This window comes from Bdellovibrio svalbardensis (assembly GCF_029531655.1).
Classification (GTDB): Bacteria; Bdellovibrionota; Bdellovibrionia; order Bdellovibrionales; family Bdellovibrionaceae; genus Bdellovibrio; species Bdellovibrio svalbardensis.
This window is the reverse complement of record NZ_JANRMI010000002.1, coordinates 457,493-473,643: the sequence shown is the minus strand read 5'-3', so window position 1 is coordinate 473,643 and position 16,151 is coordinate 457,493. Positions and strand designations below refer to the sequence as shown.

At 45.8% G+C, this 16,151-nt stretch carries 15 protein-coding genes; 4 read left to right on the top strand and 11 right to left on the bottom strand.

Features of this window, described 5'->3' with window-relative positions; all coding sequences use genetic code 11:
• Entirely contained in the window at positions 1–1,689 is a 1,689-nt protein-coding gene (locus tag NWE73_RS07455) for a GMC oxidoreductase (protein ID WP_277577673.1), read from the top strand.
• Here the strand turns inward: NWE73_RS07455 and NWE73_RS07450 are convergent.
• The 6 genes from NWE73_RS07450 to NWE73_RS07425 form a co-directional block, all read right to left on the bottom strand.
• Positions 1,667–3,379 (bottom strand): thioredoxin fold domain-containing protein, encoded by a 1,713-nt coding sequence (locus NWE73_RS07450; protein WP_277577672.1) that lies wholly within the window; start codon positions 3,377–3,379, stop codon positions 1,667–1,669. The genes NWE73_RS07455 and NWE73_RS07450 overlap by 23 nt on opposite strands.
• A 156-nt stretch (positions 3,380–3,535) precedes the next feature.
• The gene (locus NWE73_RS07445) at positions 3,536–4,507 is read right to left on the bottom strand and encodes a deoxyhypusine synthase family protein (protein WP_277577671.1); all 972 of its coding nucleotides are present in this window, start codon (positions 4,505–4,507) and stop codon (positions 3,536–3,538) included.
• 53 nt (positions 4,508–4,560) lie between these two features.
• Positions 4,561–5,631: a class I SAM-dependent methyltransferase gene (locus NWE73_RS07440; protein WP_277577670.1), complete on the bottom strand. Its 1,071-nt coding sequence runs from the start codon at positions 5,629–5,631 to the stop codon at positions 4,561–4,563.
• Positions 5,603–5,737 carry a hypothetical protein gene (locus tag NWE73_RS07435; RefSeq protein WP_277577669.1) on the bottom strand — a complete coding sequence of 45 codons (135 nt, stop codon included), beginning with the start codon at positions 5,735–5,737 and terminating at the stop codon, positions 5,603–5,605. Before NWE73_RS07435 ends, NWE73_RS07440 begins: the two co-directional genes overlap by 29 nt.
• Entirely contained in the window at positions 5,734–6,612 is an 879-nt protein-coding gene (locus NWE73_RS07430) for a tRNA threonylcarbamoyladenosine dehydratase (RefSeq protein ID WP_277577668.1), read from the bottom strand. The genes NWE73_RS07435 and NWE73_RS07430 overlap by 4 nt, the downstream gene beginning before the upstream one ends.
• A gap of 72 nt (positions 6,613–6,684) precedes the next feature.
• Positions 6,685–7,482 carry a TatD family hydrolase gene (locus NWE73_RS07425; protein WP_277577667.1) on the bottom strand — a complete coding sequence of 266 codons (798 nt, stop codon included), beginning with the start codon at positions 7,480–7,482 and terminating at the stop codon, positions 6,685–6,687.
• A 112-nt stretch (positions 7,483–7,594) separates the two neighbouring features.
• Between NWE73_RS07425 and NWE73_RS07420 the strand changes: the two genes are divergently transcribed.
• The gene (locus tag NWE73_RS07420) at positions 7,595–8,653 is read left to right on the top strand and encodes a hypothetical protein (RefSeq protein WP_277577666.1); all 1,059 of its coding nucleotides are present in this window, start codon (positions 7,595–7,597) and stop codon (positions 8,651–8,653) included.
• A gap of 133 nt (positions 8,654–8,786) precedes the next feature.
• Here NWE73_RS07420 and NWE73_RS07415 read toward each other — a convergent pair whose 3' ends face one another.
• Complete coding sequence (locus NWE73_RS07415) at positions 8,787–9,452, bottom strand: DedA family protein (RefSeq protein ID WP_277577665.1); 666 nt, start codon at positions 9,450–9,452, stop codon at positions 8,787–8,789.
• A 193-nt stretch (positions 9,453–9,645) separates the two neighbouring features.
• On the opposite strand from NWE73_RS07415, the gene NWE73_RS07410 reads away from it, so the two are divergent.
• Entirely contained in the window at positions 9,646–10,431 is a 786-nt protein-coding gene (locus tag NWE73_RS07410) for an RluA family pseudouridine synthase (protein ID WP_277577664.1), read from the top strand.
• Here the strand turns inward: NWE73_RS07410 and NWE73_RS07405 are convergent.
• Positions 10,428–11,360, bottom strand: coding sequence for a hypothetical protein (locus NWE73_RS07405; RefSeq protein ID WP_277577663.1), 933 nt, complete (start codon positions 11,358–11,360; stop codon positions 10,428–10,430). The genes NWE73_RS07410 and NWE73_RS07405 overlap by 4 nt on opposite strands.
• Positions 11,361–11,516: 156 nt before the next feature.
• Between NWE73_RS07405 and NWE73_RS07400 the strand changes: the two genes are divergently transcribed.
• Positions 11,517–12,734 (top strand): endonuclease/exonuclease/phosphatase family protein, encoded by a 1,218-nt coding sequence (locus tag NWE73_RS07400; RefSeq protein ID WP_277577662.1) that lies wholly within the window; start codon positions 11,517–11,519, stop codon positions 12,732–12,734.
• A 97-nt stretch (positions 12,735–12,831) separates the two neighbouring features.
• Here NWE73_RS07400 and NWE73_RS07395 read toward each other — a convergent pair whose 3' ends face one another.
• The 3 genes from NWE73_RS07395 to NWE73_RS07385 all read right to left on the bottom strand — a co-directional run bounded on the left by NWE73_RS07395 (position 12,832) and on the right by NWE73_RS07385 (position 16,144).
• Positions 12,832–13,779 carry a hypothetical protein gene (locus NWE73_RS07395; RefSeq protein ID WP_277577661.1) on the bottom strand — a complete coding sequence of 316 codons (948 nt, stop codon included), beginning with the start codon at positions 13,777–13,779 and terminating at the stop codon, positions 12,832–12,834.
• Positions 13,780–13,862: 83 nt separating this feature from the next.
• Entirely contained in the window at positions 13,863–15,080 is a 1,218-nt protein-coding gene (locus NWE73_RS07390; protein ID WP_277577660.1) for an RNA methyltransferase, read from the bottom strand.
• A gap of 2 nt (positions 15,081–15,082) precedes the next feature.
• Positions 15,083–16,144 carry a hypothetical protein gene (locus tag NWE73_RS07385; RefSeq protein WP_277577659.1) on the bottom strand — a complete coding sequence of 354 codons (1,062 nt, stop codon included), beginning with the start codon at positions 16,142–16,144 and terminating at the stop codon, positions 15,083–15,085.
• Positions 16,145–16,151: the final 7 nt, after the last annotated feature.

Here is a 16,151-nt window from a genome sequence, read left to right as displayed (position 1 = left end):
ATGAAATTAGATTTTGACTATGTTGTTATTGGCTCAGGATTTGGTGGCTCGGTCATGAGCTGCCGTTTGACTGAAAAAGGTTACAATGTTTGCCTACTGGAACGTGGGCGCCAGTGGAAAATGCATGAGTTCCCTCGCCGCCCCCAAGAAGTTCAAGAAAATATGTTCTGGGACCCCGAGGACAAAAAGTTTGGTTTGATGGAGTTTCGCGACAGCCCCGAAAGTGATGTCATGACCCTGACCGCCAGCGGTCTGGGCGGCGGCAGTTTGATTTACGCGAACGTTCTTTATCGTATGCCCGCAGAGTTTTTTACCGGGTGGCCGACCGCGATTTCTCGCAAGACTCTGGATCCTTATTACGACAAGGTCTTGTCTATGATGGAAGCAAAACCCTACCCTTTTGCGACGGATAGCTATTATCGTGACACTCCCAAAACAGCGGCCATGAAGAAAGCCGCGGAAGAAATGCCCGTGAATCCCGAAGCCACCGTCCGCCCGGAGTTTCACCTTCCTCCTTTAGCTATTCGTTTTGAAGGAGATTACCCTGGACAACAAACTGCGAATACTCACGGGGCAACACAATCAAAGTGCACCAAATGCGGAGAATGCGATATCGGATGCAACATCCACGCAAAGAACACTTTGGATTTGAACTACATTCATCGCGCAAAGAGTTTAAAAAGTCCGAGCGGCCACTTGGAAGTGAAAACTCAAGCCGAAGTCATCAAGATTGAGAATATAGAGAACCACTACAAGATCACTCTGCGAGTTCCGCAGTTCCCCGACCAGGAAGTCGTGTTAACCGCTAAGAAAGTCATCCTTTCCGCAGGATCTGTAGGTTCAACTTCTTTGCTGTTGAAGATGAAAAAGAAAGGTCACCTTCCGAAATTGAACAATTGGCTGGGTAAAAAATGGTGTGGCAATGGAGATCTTTTGGGTATGATCATCGACACCAAAGAAAAACTGGATCCCAGCAAGGGACCGGTTATTACCAGTGCGATTCAATACTCATTTCAAAACTATCCAGATGGTTTCCCTCATGGAATGTATTTGGAAGATGCGGGCTTCCCTATTGGACTTGCCTGGTATCTTTCCGGAAAGGTTCCGCAAATTGAAGGCATCATGGGAGCCATCAAACTGGTTGTACGTAATCTGAAAAACTACTTCTTTAAAGTTTTGGGAATTCGCACCCAAGAGGAAATCAACGTTGGCGACGAATTCGCAGCTGCTTTGGACAAGGCGGAATTTGCACGCAAAGCACTTATTTTATTGGGCATGGGACGAGATCGTTCCGATGGCGTGGTTTCATTGCGCGAAGACGATCAAGCTATCATTAAATGGAACAAAACAGGCAGCAACTTACATTTTGATCGAGTTCAAGAAGAGATGAAAAAGATTGCTGAAAATGTCGGTGGCATCTTTATCGACAATCCTCTGACTCATTTAAATAAAATTATTGCTGTGCACCCCTTGGGGGGCTGCCCGATGGGAGAAACCGCGGAAACGGGCTTAGTCAATGAGCGCGGTGAGGTTTATGGTTACGAAGGGCTTTATGTCGTGGATGGCAGTATTCTACCGACATCCACCGGCCCTAATCCTTCGCTGACCATTGCGGCGGTCGCCGAATACATCGCCGACCAGATCCCGCTTAAAAACGAAGTGCGTGTTACTGAGTCAATGACTTCTTAAGCTCTTCCAGAGCGGCCACGGTCTTCTTGTTTTGCTCGAGCTGCGCCTCGGGCAAAGCAAGGGCTTTAGCCACAACTTCAGAAGCTTCTTTGTTTTGTTTCAAGTCCTTATGAACTTCCGCCAAGGTTTTTAAATTATACAAATTCAAATCCGACTTTATTTCGGCCGCTTTCTGCGCATAAGGCAAAGCTTTGTCGAAAGATTTTTCACGGATATAGTAACGTGCTAATTTTGTGTAATAGACGTCTGTTTTTGGATAAGCTTTGATCAACTTCTCCAGCCAAGAAACCATCGCCGTTTTTTGACCTGCTTGTCTCATGTATCCAAGAGCCACCAAGACTTGACCCGGTCGTTTCTCACTCAAAGACATTGCCGAAACTTCTTTACCCAGCAAAGTCTTGGCTTCATCTGCTTTTGCTTTGTTGCCCAATAGATCATAACTTTCCGTCAACTGAGAAAGCAGTTCCATTTTCTCAAAACCAGTATAGTCCCCAGATAATGTTTTAGCAAAAGCCTCTGAGCGTGCCTGATCTGAATTCAAAAGAGCTTGGATGTCGGCGATATTTTTCTCGCCAACATTTTTCATCGCAGACGTAACTTCTTTGCCTTCACCTTTAAGAACTTTAAGAAGTTCACCGCGCCATACGATCGCTTCAACCCCTTGAGGATAAGCGGCAATCCATTTCTCTAGAGTCTTTTGATAGAGATCTTTATTCTTAGCCTTATCTTCTTCGTATTTTTCCTGCCCTAGATTCACTTCACAGTTAGCCAACATCAAACTGGGTTCATTCAAAGGAGCCAACCACTTTGCCGCTTCTTCAAAGTTCACAGAGTAAAAGGCCCTTTGGCCCATAGCTCTGCGGGCCGCCGCATCCCCCGCTTCTGCTTTCTTTTTCAAATCCTCGACGGAGGCTAATTGTTGAGTCTGAATCTGCTCTAGGTCTTTAGCTAAAACTGCCGCAGGTTTGTAATCCATCAAACGAGCCAGTTCTTCTCCCTGGGCATTCATCACGATCAAAGTTGGGATCACCTTGATATCGTACTTTTTAGAAAGATCTTTATTGTCGGCGCGATCGACATTGATACTGACTTTGATCAGCTTCTCTGTCGCTTTTTGAAATACCTTTTCGCCAAACACTTCCGTTTCCAAACGGATGCACGAAGGGCACCAAGGAGCGCCAAAATCCACTACTAGAAGCTTTTTTGAATCCTTGGCAAGCTTCAAGGCCTCTTGCAGATTGTCCTGATAGAAGCCGTGTTTGTTTTTCTTAAATGGAACAGACTTCGCAACAGCAGACGATGTAACGGCAGACTTGACTGAAGGAACCACCTTCACAGCCGCATTCACTTCGGCAGCAACAAGCTTTCCAGATTGGATCGCGTAAGCGTACTCGTGCGATTCACAAACCGTGTTCTTGTCATCGCAAACATAGAAGTTCACAGAAAAGCTTTGAGACTTTACTTTCGAAGCATCAAAGATCACTTCTTTTGGATCCTTTTTCAAAGGCTCCACAGACTCACTTCCAATAACCAAGGCTGCCGGAGCATCTTTATTAAAATGAAAGCCTGAATCCACAGCACCAACAATTTTGGCACCCTGAAGGGTTAAATGAGCTTTGCCGTCGGATAGACGAGCAAATGAGTTTAAAGAAACTGCCAATAAGCTAGAAATAATAAGAAGTGTTTTCATCGGGACATTAAAGTCCGCTCTAGAAAGCCTGTCCAGAAAATAAAAAGGGCCTCGTCTGCACGAAGCCCTTCTTGTCCGCACTCCAGCGTCTCCGGAGTAGCAAGTCCGCACTCCAGGAAGACTGGAGCACAATAAATCAATTTACTTACCTAACGACTACTGACCCAAAACGTAAGCGAAGATCAATGGCGCGCAAATAGTCGCGTCTGATTCAACGATATAGCTTGGAGTTGTTGGAGCCAATTTACCCCAAGTGATTTTTTCATTCGGGATCGCACCTGAGTATGAACCGTAAGAAGTTGTAGAGTCAGAGATCTGAGCGAAGTAGCTCCACAAAGGAATGTCTTCATGACCCAAATCTTGTTCCAACATAGGAACCACGCAAATTGGGAAGTCACCAGCGATACCACCACCAATTTGGAAGAATCCAACTGGAGCTTTTTTAGAAGCTACGATGTACCACTCTGCCCATGATTTCATGTACTGAATGCCTGATTTTACAGTGTGGATATTTTTGATATCACCTTTGATGCAGTGGCCAGTGAAGATGTTGCCCAAAGTTGAGTCTTCCCAACCTGGAACAACCATTGGAAGATTCTTTTCAGCGGCTGCTAGCAACCAAGAATTCTTCGGATCAATTTGGTAGTACTTTTCTAGTTTTCCAGAAAGAAGGATTTTGTACATGAATTCATGCGGGAAGTAAGACTCACCTTTTTGGTCAGCTTCTTGCCAGTATTCAAGAACAACGTTTTCAATACGACGGATAGCTTCCTCTTCAGGAATACAAGTGTCAGTAACGCGGTTCAAATGTCTTTCCAAAAGTTTTTGTTCATCTTGTGGAGTCAAATCACGATAGTTTGGAATGCGCACGTAGTGATCATGGGCAACCAAGTTGAAAACGTCTTCTTCAAGGTTCGCACCTGTGCAAGAGATCGCATGAACTTTACCCGCACGGATCATCTCAGCCAATGACAAGCCAAGTTCCGCAGTAGACATAGCACCTGCCAAAGTAACAAGCATTTGGCCGTTGTTCGCGATGTGAGTTTTGTATCCTTTAGCCGCGTCTTTCAAAGCTGCAGCATTAAAGTGGCGATAGTTGTGTTCGATAAACTGAGAAATAGGTCCCATCATGCGCTCCTGTTAAAATTCTGCAGGAAAGTAGCATGTTTACCCAAAAAAACTCAAGCAGAGAATGGCTTTTGTGCAAGGATCGCTTTAGCGAAAAAACCTTTGTCTTTTCGAAGACCTACGAATCCCCTGGAAGTGATTAGGTCTTCCATGGGATTTTGACTGTAGTTCTTGTAAAAAGGTTCGTGAAAATCCACCGGAAACTGTTCCAGGGCCCACTCAAGATCCTCGGCATCTTTCTTTTGCACAGAGTCGACAAACCCTAAAACCCCGCCCTCTTTCAAAGTGCGGAAAGATTCATCAATGACTTTGGTGCGAATTGCCAAAGGCAACTCATGAAAGAGGAAGCAAGAATAAACGGCATCAAACTGCGCATCTAAAAAAGGCAACTCTTCCGCTTTTCCATGAATAAAATCAATGCGGCTGAATTCCGTAAGATTTTCCTGGGCTTTCTTTAAATAGGGCTCACTGAGATCCAGCACAGTAATGCGTACTTTTGGGAACGCCAGCTTCATAAACCTCGTCAGACGCCCGGTTCCTGCGCCAACTTCCAGAAAATGCAGGTTTTCACCCTGATTCGGGTAATGCTCTTTCATCAAAGGAATGATCAATCGTCTCATGGCATCGGCAGCACCAGAGAATAGAATCTCAACCTGATGCTCGTACAAGTCCGCAGATTTTTTTGTAAGATAGCCGCCAGATTGATAGTGGAAATTTCTTTGGTAGTATTCAGGAACATCATGCAGGAACTCGCGCGCTTCTTGATTGAATTCCTTGGCACTGTGGTCCCTGCGGCGCTTCGAGATATAATAGCCATCCACCAAAATCTTCGGATAGCGAATGGCGTGTTTGGTCACCGATTCCGGCTTGAGAACCTCTATGGGATAAAGGCCCTTCGCGATATTTTCAGAATCTTTCCTCAGCAGATGATAAAGCTCTTGAAAAGACTTTTTAAGATGCTTCGGCTCTATTGACGGATGCTTCACCGAGGGATGATCTTTGCTTTTCCCCGTCACGAGCAATTCGAAAAATGGCAAACTCATCTGTTGCATCGTAAAATGCACAGAACGAGCGAGGGAGTAACCAAGACTTAACTTATTTTGAAACGGTATTTTGCTCAGCATGGGTCACCTTCTTTTGCTGCGCCCAATGTCTAAATGTTAAACCGACCAATACGAAGCCCGCAATAACCACAAGACCAACGATAGTAAACCAGGCTGCCACGATCATGATTGCACCTCGACAGAATTTGCCGCCTTTATTGTTTTGTAGATATCGTTCACGATATGAGACGCCATCGCAAGACCAAAAGCCCCTGTCACGAAACTCGCAGAGCCATAAATCATATTGCGATTGTCACAGCCGTGCTGATCATTCTTTTGCGGGCATACACACTTAAAGCCCATGCCTTTGTCATAGAAGAGTTCTTCCGGCTGCATCACCAACTCGTCTGAGAAAACGCATTGAATGCCAAATTTCTTTTCAGGGAAGTCATACTTCTGACGAAGGATCTTACGAAGCTGTTGTGCCATTGGACAGGTGTGCGTGTCTGCCAAGTCGACTTTTTGAATACGAAGTGGATCCATTTTCGCGGCAGAACCCGCCGAAGTTACAACTTCAATTCCTTTAGCCACGCAAGTCGCAAGCAAGTGCGCCTTCGCGGTCATGTTGTCGATCGCATCTACGATATAATCAGGTTTATTCGCGAGCATCATTTCAGAATTCTCAGCATTGTAGAATTCAGGAATCACTTTCACAACCGCTTGAGGGTTGATTTTGCGAAGACGCTCGCCCATCACTTCGGCTTTTTTCTTTCCTACCAAGCCCTGCAAGGCATGGATCTGGCGGTTTGCATTGGTGATGCAAATTTCATCGAAATCAATGACGGTGATTTGTCCAACACCAGAACGCGCCAAAGCTTCTGCGGCCCAAGAACCCACACCACCAAGACCAATCACCATCACATGTGTGCTCATCAACTTTTTCATCGCAGGATCACCGACCAGGCGGCCCATGCGATCAAAACGACGGTGCAATACATATTCAGTCTCTGGCGGCTGTTGCAGATTTGGTTCTTGAGTTAAAGAAGTCGCGTTTGTATCCATGCTAATTAGATCCTTCAAAATTCCTAATGCGCCGAGTGAAGCAAAAGGTGCCTGGCACCTTTTGCTGGTTTTCTACGTTATTCCGAAGAGGCGGTGGAAATTCCCTGTAGTGATATCTAATATTTCCAAAGGATCAAGGGATTTTAACTCCCCTATAGTCTTTGCTACCTCCCAGATGCTTTCTGGTGGATTTAACTGCCCTTTATAAAGCGGCGGCGCCTGATCGGGGCTGTCACTTTCAATCAGCAGGAATTCCAGCGGAATCTCTTTAACGGCCTGATGCAGCTTTTGATTGTCTGGGCGGCATACCGGGCCTCCGATGGACAGGAAAAGGCCTCTATTGAGGAAATCCTGCGCTTTATGAGCACTTCCGTTGAAGGAATGAACCATGCCCTTTTCCTGAGGCAACCCGAAGAGATCCATGATCATCAGGCTTTGCTCATGAGCCTGCACAATATGAAGCACCACGGGGCGGTTGGAGATATGAGCTAACTCCAGCTGATCCTCAAAAACGCCGATCTGACGTTCTTGAGAGTCCTTCATAATATTCGGGCGAAAATCCAATCCGGCCTCGCCCAGCCCCATGGCCTCAGGGAGCATTCGGGCCAACAAGTTCAAAGCGTCTTCACACTCGTCTTCGTCGTGCTCGGCAACCCAGTAAGGATGAAGACCAAAGCACATACCGATATGAGTGGGATAGCGCGCATGAAGCGCCTTCTGTTTTTCCCAATCCTCGGGCCCCACGCCCCCTTGCATAAAGAAATGAATTCCGCGAGCGCGAGCTTCCTCAATAATAGCGTCCTGCTGACCATCCCAGCGGCTGTCAGCCAAGTGCCCATGAGCATCGATCCATCTTCCAAATGCTACCATTTCGTCCTCACCTTAATTCGCCTCGACCTCGGGCTTGATAAAACCGTCTCACAAAAACTCGACTCGAACAAGGGCGGACTGATTCCGATATGTCAGAGGTGAAGGAGTGTGTATGAAGCACAAAAGTTTACGTTTGGGTTTTGATGTGACTATGGAAAAAGGCACCACTTGGAAGCCTTTGCAGGTCCAATTCTGGAATCAAGAAACTGACTTCAAGAAGTTTTCTCCGTCAGAGCCTTTTAAATACATGGCTGATGCGTTGACGGCTTTGTCTTTGGTCAAACTTAATAATTATATTAAGTCTCCAGTAGCCACGCCCCACTTAAACTATTCCTTCGCGTTGGATGCTTGGAAAAACTTGGATCCACATATTGAGCTTTACGAAAGATCACAGGGCCGCATTCGCGCCTTGCAATCTCACTTGCCGGTGGTCGATCCAAAAATCTGCGCCGCTTTTGAGCATCAATTCAATGAGTCTTTTGATCTGGCGATGAAGCCCTGGGGTGTAGATCTTTCTTCACTTTGTCATTTGCTGGAAACTTTCAGCTGGTTTGAAAAACAAGTGGGTTCGCCGTTTTTATACAACTTCGGCTTGAACTTCTCGAAGCCATTCATGGAAAAGCTTCACTGCTTGTATTCATTCCTCTATCACCTTCGCGGTATCGTGGCCGTTGATCACAACGCGCATGTTGCGGATCACTCGCATGAAGCTGTAAAAGTAGATGCTATTTCCGACTACTTGCCACGTGCTGAGTACATCGTGAATGATGCTTTGTTGTATTGGAATTTCAAAAAGTTCTCGCAACCTTTTGCGGGACCTAAAACTCCGGATACAAAAGTTGAAAAGCTTTTTGTTGATCCTATGGAGAAAGCATTCCACAAGTATTCACACAATGCTTGCCACCTGGTAAACAATCTTCCGAAGAGTTTTGTGAACTCTCTCAACCCGGTTGAGCTGGAAGAAGCTCTTTACTTGGTGCAAATGGATTGGTTGTTGGGCTCCCCAGCTGGTTTGTGTTTCAAAATCCGCGAAGAACTTTTCGGATTGCAAAGCGGCTACGAAAAAATCTTCTGGAAAGACGTGGAACCAAAACCACACGCAAAACCTTTTGCTTTGCACTTGTGCTGCGAACTCACAGAAGAAGCGATCTACGGCGCAAAAGCCGCCTAAGATCAGCGTTCCGCAAAAGGTCGCCGCAAAAGGTGCCTGGCACCTTTTGCTTCACTCAGCGCATAAAAAACCCGCGTCCTTGGATGCGGGTTTTTCTTTTAGACGCTCTGAGCCTCAAAAAGGTACGGCGTACCTAGGCGTTTTTCTCAGCGGATCTTTGGCGGAGTTTTTTTACCAGGAAGTATACGGCTACGAGAACTAGAACGACTAAGAGGACGATCTTGAATTCGCGGAGCTTTTTTAGGATGGGTTCACCGTAATGAGCCAGTAGATAAATTTGTGTTGGCACACTGATCGCTGCGGCGATGCCGTCGATCAACAAGAACTTCCACAATGGGAAGTGCATCATTCCGCAAGCCAAGTGACCTGGGAAGCGAATGCCTGGGGTGAAGCGGAAGATACCGCAAGCATACATACCGTATTTATGCGTCCACTCTTCCACACGCTTCATCAAGTGCGGAGGGAACATTTTGTGAACTCGTGGATGATAAAGAAGCTTTCGACCGAACACCCTACCGATCGTATAGATTAAGGTGTCACTGAAGACGACCGCCACAAAGGCGATGATCGCTGCATAGTGTACGTTAACAACCGGGGCGCCGGCGTAAGGAGGAGGAAACACATCCGGGTTTTTACCGACAAAGGCCAAAATCCCAACACTGATCAAAGTCAGCTCTTCTGGAATAGGCAAACCCACCGCAGACAACAGCATCATGCCAACGATGACTAGATAAACTGTCCCCGGTGAATATGCGAATTGCGAGATCCATTGAAAAATGGGTTCGTTAGCTAATTCCAAAATGAAAGTTCTCCTAGCAAACTAATATGGAGTAACTTGAACGGCTTGAATACTAACGTCACACCGTGCTATCCATACTTTTCGACCACAATGATCAAACACTGATCAAAGCCCTACCATTAGGATTAGTATGCAGAGCGCAAGAGGATTTGAATACGGAGTAAAACACATAATTAGCCAAGGGTCGGGCCTCGTGAGTGACGTAATATTAAGCAACACAGATCTGGATTTACCGCAAATTCACAATCTGCTTAATTTAGGAGCGATTTACTTAAACGGCCAACGCCTTCAAGAAGATTTCTCAGTTTCAGAAGGCGCTTACTTGCGAGTCCATACAAAACCACGGCGCTTTCCCAAGAACGATGGCAAATGGTCCGAAAGAATCATTTTTGAGAATCAGTACTTTATAATTGTTAACAAGATTTCAGGTCTCCCCGTTCATGCCTCGGTGGATAACATTCGCGAAAATGTTCAGGCCTATCTTGAAGAGACGTTAAATCAACCCGTCTTTCTCACCCACCGTTTGGATGTGCCTACTCGCGGCTTGATCGTTTACGGAAAAACCGCTGAGTTTCAAACGGCCTTTAACAAAATGCTCATCGCCCGTGAACTTAAAAAAATCTATCGCGCCCGCGTGACCAATGCACCGCCTATGGGATTCCTCACGCACTTCATGGAGCCATCACCTCGCGCCCCTAAAAAGGTCGATCGCGTGGAGCAGCCTGGCTGGCAAAATTGTGTTTTGGAAGTTTTAAGTTCTACTTTGTTGGATGATGGATCTTACGAAGTGAAGATTCATCTTCACACAGGAAGAACTCATCAAATTCGGGCGCAGCTAGGTTTTGAAAATTGCCCGATTATCGGCGATCACGCGTATGGGGCAGAGAAGATCTGGGAAGAAGAAAGAATCGAACTGGAAGCCTGCGAGCTGGAATTTACCAATCCCCTCACAGGCGAATCACATCATTTTAAAATCTAGAACAAGAACGCGTTTGTCATGATTGCGTACTCAGTGTTTTCCGGCTGCATCCACTGAATATCGTTCCCACGGTAGCTGTTCAATTTTGTTTCGTTTGTCGCCAACAACAAGAAATTCAAACCACGCATAGGACGGATTTCAAGACCGACGCCGACAACTGCAGAGGTCACATGCGAAGCATCGATCTCTTCAGCCGCTGAAGCATGGTACCAGCTTTCGTCGAAACCCGTCTTCGTTTGGAAACCAACATACTTGTTAATATCCAAATTCAACTGAAGGTAATGCTGAAGACCGAATTGTTTTGTCGCGGCACGAGGATCACGCATGAAAGAGCCGTCATCGTACTGTGGAATACCATCTGGGTTGAAGAAAGCAGTCTGAGTTTGAAGATAGATATCTGGTTTTACAACATACTCAAGAGAAGAGAAACGTGCGAACTGCCAATCGAAATAACCTTCGAATCTGATCTTGGCAATCGTCTTCGCGGCTTGCATGTACTTACTGGTCGGAAGGTAGAGCTTTGCCACACCAGATACATCGACATCGCCGATATATCCAAGATCATAATTTGAATAACTAAAGTGGATATCTGAAAGAGCAAAGTCAGAAGTCTTCTGATCGCCGTATTCATTCACGCCCGCGGTGTTGAATAAAAATGGAATACGCATTGAGGCTTTGGATTTCGTGTCGATGCGATAGTTCAAACTAAAATAGTCGTAACTGTTCACCATACGATCAGACACATTATCAGGAGCTGTTTTACCAGGCTTCATGTTCGCAACTGAAGCAATGGAGAAGAAAGTTACAGACCAATCGTTCTTCTTAAGATCTGCGGCAGACATTACCAACGCCTCACCATCATTTGCTGCGTAAGACTGAGTCGCTAAACAAAGGACTGATAATGAAATGGCTATGGCTTTTTTTAACATCTGGGACTCCTAGTAAGTGCAAGAGAACAATCCGAGACGTTATGCCATAACGCGCTAGGTTACACAATACTCAAAGTTTAGACACTCTTTGTCTCAATAGAATCCTAAAACTCTTTGAACTTGTGTCACCTGACCAAACCTCTTACCTTTGTGGGCATGAAAAATCTTCGATCTGTCCAAAATATATCCACTCTTTTAATGGCCCTCTTCTTTGCACTTCTAACTGGTTGCGCTGTCAGCTTTCAGAAGAACAAATGGAGTCTTCCGGAGAAGGCGCCCAATGAAGTGAGCCTTATGTCCTTCAATATGGAGAACCTCTTCGACACAGTTCATACGGAAGGTCACGAAGACTACACCTATTTGCCTCTTTACGTGAAGCAAGGCGATCCTAAGATGCGCCAGGGTTGCGTAGATTCAACGGACTCTGACTACCGCAGAAACGAGTGCCTCAGCACGAATTGGACACCTGAAGCCCTCGATAAGAAGCTTACAAATATCTCTAAAGTCGTATTGGATGTTGATGGCCAAGGTCCCGACAATTTGATGATTATTGAGATCGAAAGCGATGTTGTCCTTCATAAGCTGAATACCGAGTATTTGAAGCCAGCGAAATATATCACAGAAGTGATTATCGACGGTCCTGACAAACGCGGCATCAACGTCGCTTTCTTGTCACGCTTCCCACTGGTTGGAAAACCTATTCTTCATCCAATCCCATGGAAAGCCGAGAACGATAAGGATCAAAAATGGATGGAGCGTTCCCGCCGCATCTTAGAAGTCACTGTGAAGGCTCCAAATGGCGATCCAATGACCTTCTTTGTAGCCCACTTTCCCTCTCAATCAAATCCAACTTACTGGAGAAAACAGATTGCCCAGTTCTTGGCTGAATTGGTTAAGAGCAAGGGTCCTAATGCCATTGTTATTGCCGGTGGTGACTTGAATATCTCGCACGAAGAAGAAGAGTCCGCTCACATCTTCCGCGATATCCTGGGACAAGCCGGAGCCGTTTCTCACTTCGTTGGTTGCGAGTCTTGCCCGGGCTCACACAACTATAAGAAATCTTGGTCTTTCCTGGATGCTCAGATTTACGGGAAAGGTCTTTTGGCTGATGGAACTGCCAGTTATGAGTTGGAACCTAAAACCATCGACGTGATCCGCTACAATCCAGTTCACCTCAGCAAGGGTAAGTATCCGAAGCGTTGGGACAATGATGCTCAAGAAGGAGTGTCAGATCACTTCCCTCTCTATGCTCGATTGAAACAAAGAAGTGCCGCGAAGAACCCGGTCAAAGAAGAAGCGCCACCAGAGAAGAAGGCTGAAAAGAAGACTGATAATAAGCCGGCCAAAAAGAAAGCCGCTAAAAAAGCAAGTTAGTACAAATAAAAAAGGCCGCTAAAGAGCGGCCTTTTTTATTATTTAAATCAGTATCACCCTAGATGTCTACTTCTAGTATCACACTAGATGTCTACTTCTAGTAGACTTGCAAACGACCCAAATCAACTGTTGGGCGTTTTCCACAAGTCGCCAAAGTCTTGCTCCATTTGCCGGCGATGCTGATTTGCTCGCCGTCGAAAGTCACAGAGTATTTGTTCTTAGGACCAGCACTCGCTGTCACAGTTCCTGAAAGAACGTTGCAAAGGCCGTCAGCTTTCAAAGTCAGGTTGCCACCATCAAGATTTGAATTGAACACTTTGCCATTTGGTCCTGGATAAGTCATCGCTGCCGTCGTGCTGATGATCTTCACGTCCTGAGTTGCCAAAGAAGCTTTATCAACCACCAAAGTCACAGAGATCGTTACAGCGTTTGGAATGTTCTTTCCACCTTTAGCACCGCTGATAGAGCCATCTGACTTCAATTCAATTTTCAGGTTTTCTGCCTTGTCTGCAGGACCCACTGACAATGAATAATTGCTTTCAACAAGATTCACGTAAGTTCTTTGTGCATCTGAAGAATCCACGGACGATTTAACGTTGGTGCCGGAAGCCTTCAACGTCTCTAAAGATCCGTCTTTCAACGTGTAGCTGACATTCAACGTTTTATTAACTTTTGCTTTCCAGCCAGCACCATCAGAAGTGTATTCAAGAATATCTTTTGAAGATGTGATCGTTGCATTCTTAGAACCATCTGCGCCGTCTTCCAAAGCAGTCACTCCGAATTGAGTTTTGGTTGCTTCAGCACTGCCTGTTGCCAACTTCACCAATTCCACCGCTTCGATTTGTTTTTCCATCAGGAAAGAAGACAAAGCATAATTACCCAAACTGAAATCACCGCTTTGTGATCTTGGGCCTCCGCCTGATTTTTTCGAATTGATTTTCAAACGAGTGTTGTCATCGACAACCTTCACATCACGAGGAGTACAGGCTGTAAAACCAAGAAGGGACGAAATAAAAAAGGCAGAAAGTAATTTGCTTGTTTTCATGGGTCAGGAATCTACATGGAAATCCTGCAAACTTCTAGGGGCTAAGTCCAATTGCCCCCCAATTCTAACCAATTCCTAAAATTTTACAGACGTGTCAAAAGAGTGAACAGGCAGCGCAGACCGCCATTATTGATTTTAAGCTCTTTTTCAATAAGATAGCCCTTGGGCGCCGCACTGAGCTTTTCACGCTCCGGGAACAAGATACCGATCTTTTGCGGCTGATACAGACCACAGAAGCCCTCCGCAAGGCCTTTAAGGCCTCCCAAGCCGGCCCCAGACAGGCGTTCTCCATAAGGAGGGTTTACGATCATCCAAAGGGGCTCGCCACTTAATTTGGAGCCCTTCAATGAATCCTGGTGGTAGACCTGCAAGGAATCCTGAAGATAGACCTGCAAAGGCACCGCTTGGAACTTGTCCTTTTCCTGAGCCTTGATCTGCTTTTCCACTTCTTGATAGTTTTCACGGACTACCGTGAGCATTTTCTCTTCGATGTCCATACCGATGAAGGCCTTAAACACTGCGGATTTGGGTAAGTCGTAATTGAAAACGAAACTCGGTGATTGAAATAGTTTTGGCGTCTTCTTCCAGTTTTGGAAGGAATAAGGACGCTGGAACTGCCCCTGCCAAAGACTGCGAGCTTCGGTTAGGAATGTTCCCGCCCCCATCATAGGGTCGAACAGAGTCACCTGTTGCAACTCAGCCGGGGTCGCCTCACCGATCATTTCTTTAATCAGATAAGCCGCAATCGTTTCACGAAGAGGAGCTTCCCCTTTCAAGACAGACCAGCCGCGCTTGTGAAGATGCTCCCCGGTGGAGTCCAAGCTGATCGTGCAAAGATCATCTTCCATGCGAATATAAATCGCAGCACAGGGAGTCTGACTAGTTGAACCTGCCTTCGTACCAAACAATTCGTGCAGAGCTTTTTCAGCACTTTCCTGCAAACGTTTTTCGTTATTCAGACGGCTTTTTTGCGCGGCCACTTCCCATTCCACATGACTGTGAGGAAGATATTCGCGCCAAGGAAGCGCTTTAAATTTCTGATAGAATTTCGGCAAATCCTTCGTGCGAAACGACGTCATACGCAACAAAACGCGATTGGCTGTTTTCAAAAAGAAATTCAATTGTAAGGCCGCGAACAAATCCGTTTCGAACTCCAACCCGCCTTGTAGAACTTCAACTTCAGGAAATGGCAACGAGTGAGTTTTTGAATCTTTTCCCAATAGATAAGGCCAGCATTCCTTCATTTCAGCAAGGGTGCTTAATTCATAACCTAGAGGTGTCGAGACGAAAAACTTGTTCACTCTTAGAATCTCCAGTACGCATCAAATGAGAAATAGTAACCATCAACAGGCGATAATTTGAAAGAAGAAACGTTGGTCGAGTTCACGGAAAGACTTCCGTGGAAGCGATCCCATATTTTCACATAGGTCAAATAACCCCCGACTGCTTTCTTCTCGAAATTATAGGTCGGTCCCAACAGAACCCGGTCCCAATTCGGCATGATGAACTCATAACCAGTCTGAAAGGAACTCGTCCCCAATGACTTGATGGCCGTCGCATCCTCGGCAGATTCGAAAGTCAAAAGCGCCAAAGTGAAGAAAGTATGTGAAAGAGTGCTTTCAGAAGAGATCGAATCCCAATAGAAATTCAGATTGAGTGTCGATTTATCTTCCGAAGGAATGCGCGCGAAATTCGGGCCCATGGAAACAATCGTGGCATTGGACTGATAGACTCTGAATTTTGCAGAGGCATTGTAGGCCCCCCACAGGTAAGCTGGCACAACAGTTTCAATTGTCGCCCAATCTTTCAAGCCGTATTTAATTTGTCCGTACCAAGTAATGAGGTACTCATTTTCCCATAAAGTTTCCGCCGTATCACCGACAGACACACCTTGAGTGATCAAAGGCTTGTATTTCCCAGAAACCAAAGGCGATCTTTTCCGAACCATCAAGTCAGTGCTGCCTTTGTATTTCGGATTGTCAGAGGAAAGATCGATATGCAAAAGCTGATCACCGACTTGAACTAAATTGGCGCGGGACTGGCGCAGCAACTCGCCGATCAATTCATAAGAACCATCGGGACGGCCCAGAATATCCTTAATTTCCACAAACGCAATCACACCTGTTCCCGGCGATTGGGATTCCAAAAAAACCACTTCGCCTGGATACCAGTCAGGATTGTAACTGATTGCTTTCAATCTTTTGCTGTCCAGAATGGCCTCAATGCGTGCCCGGGACCTTGCATCTTTAATGACCAGTTCGGGAGGATTTTTGTCTTCCAAAGGCAATACCACTTCGTCATCAGTGTAAGCTGACGCCCAAAGAAGCTGTGGAATTGATAAAATTAAAAGAACTAAGGCCTTCATGTGCCCC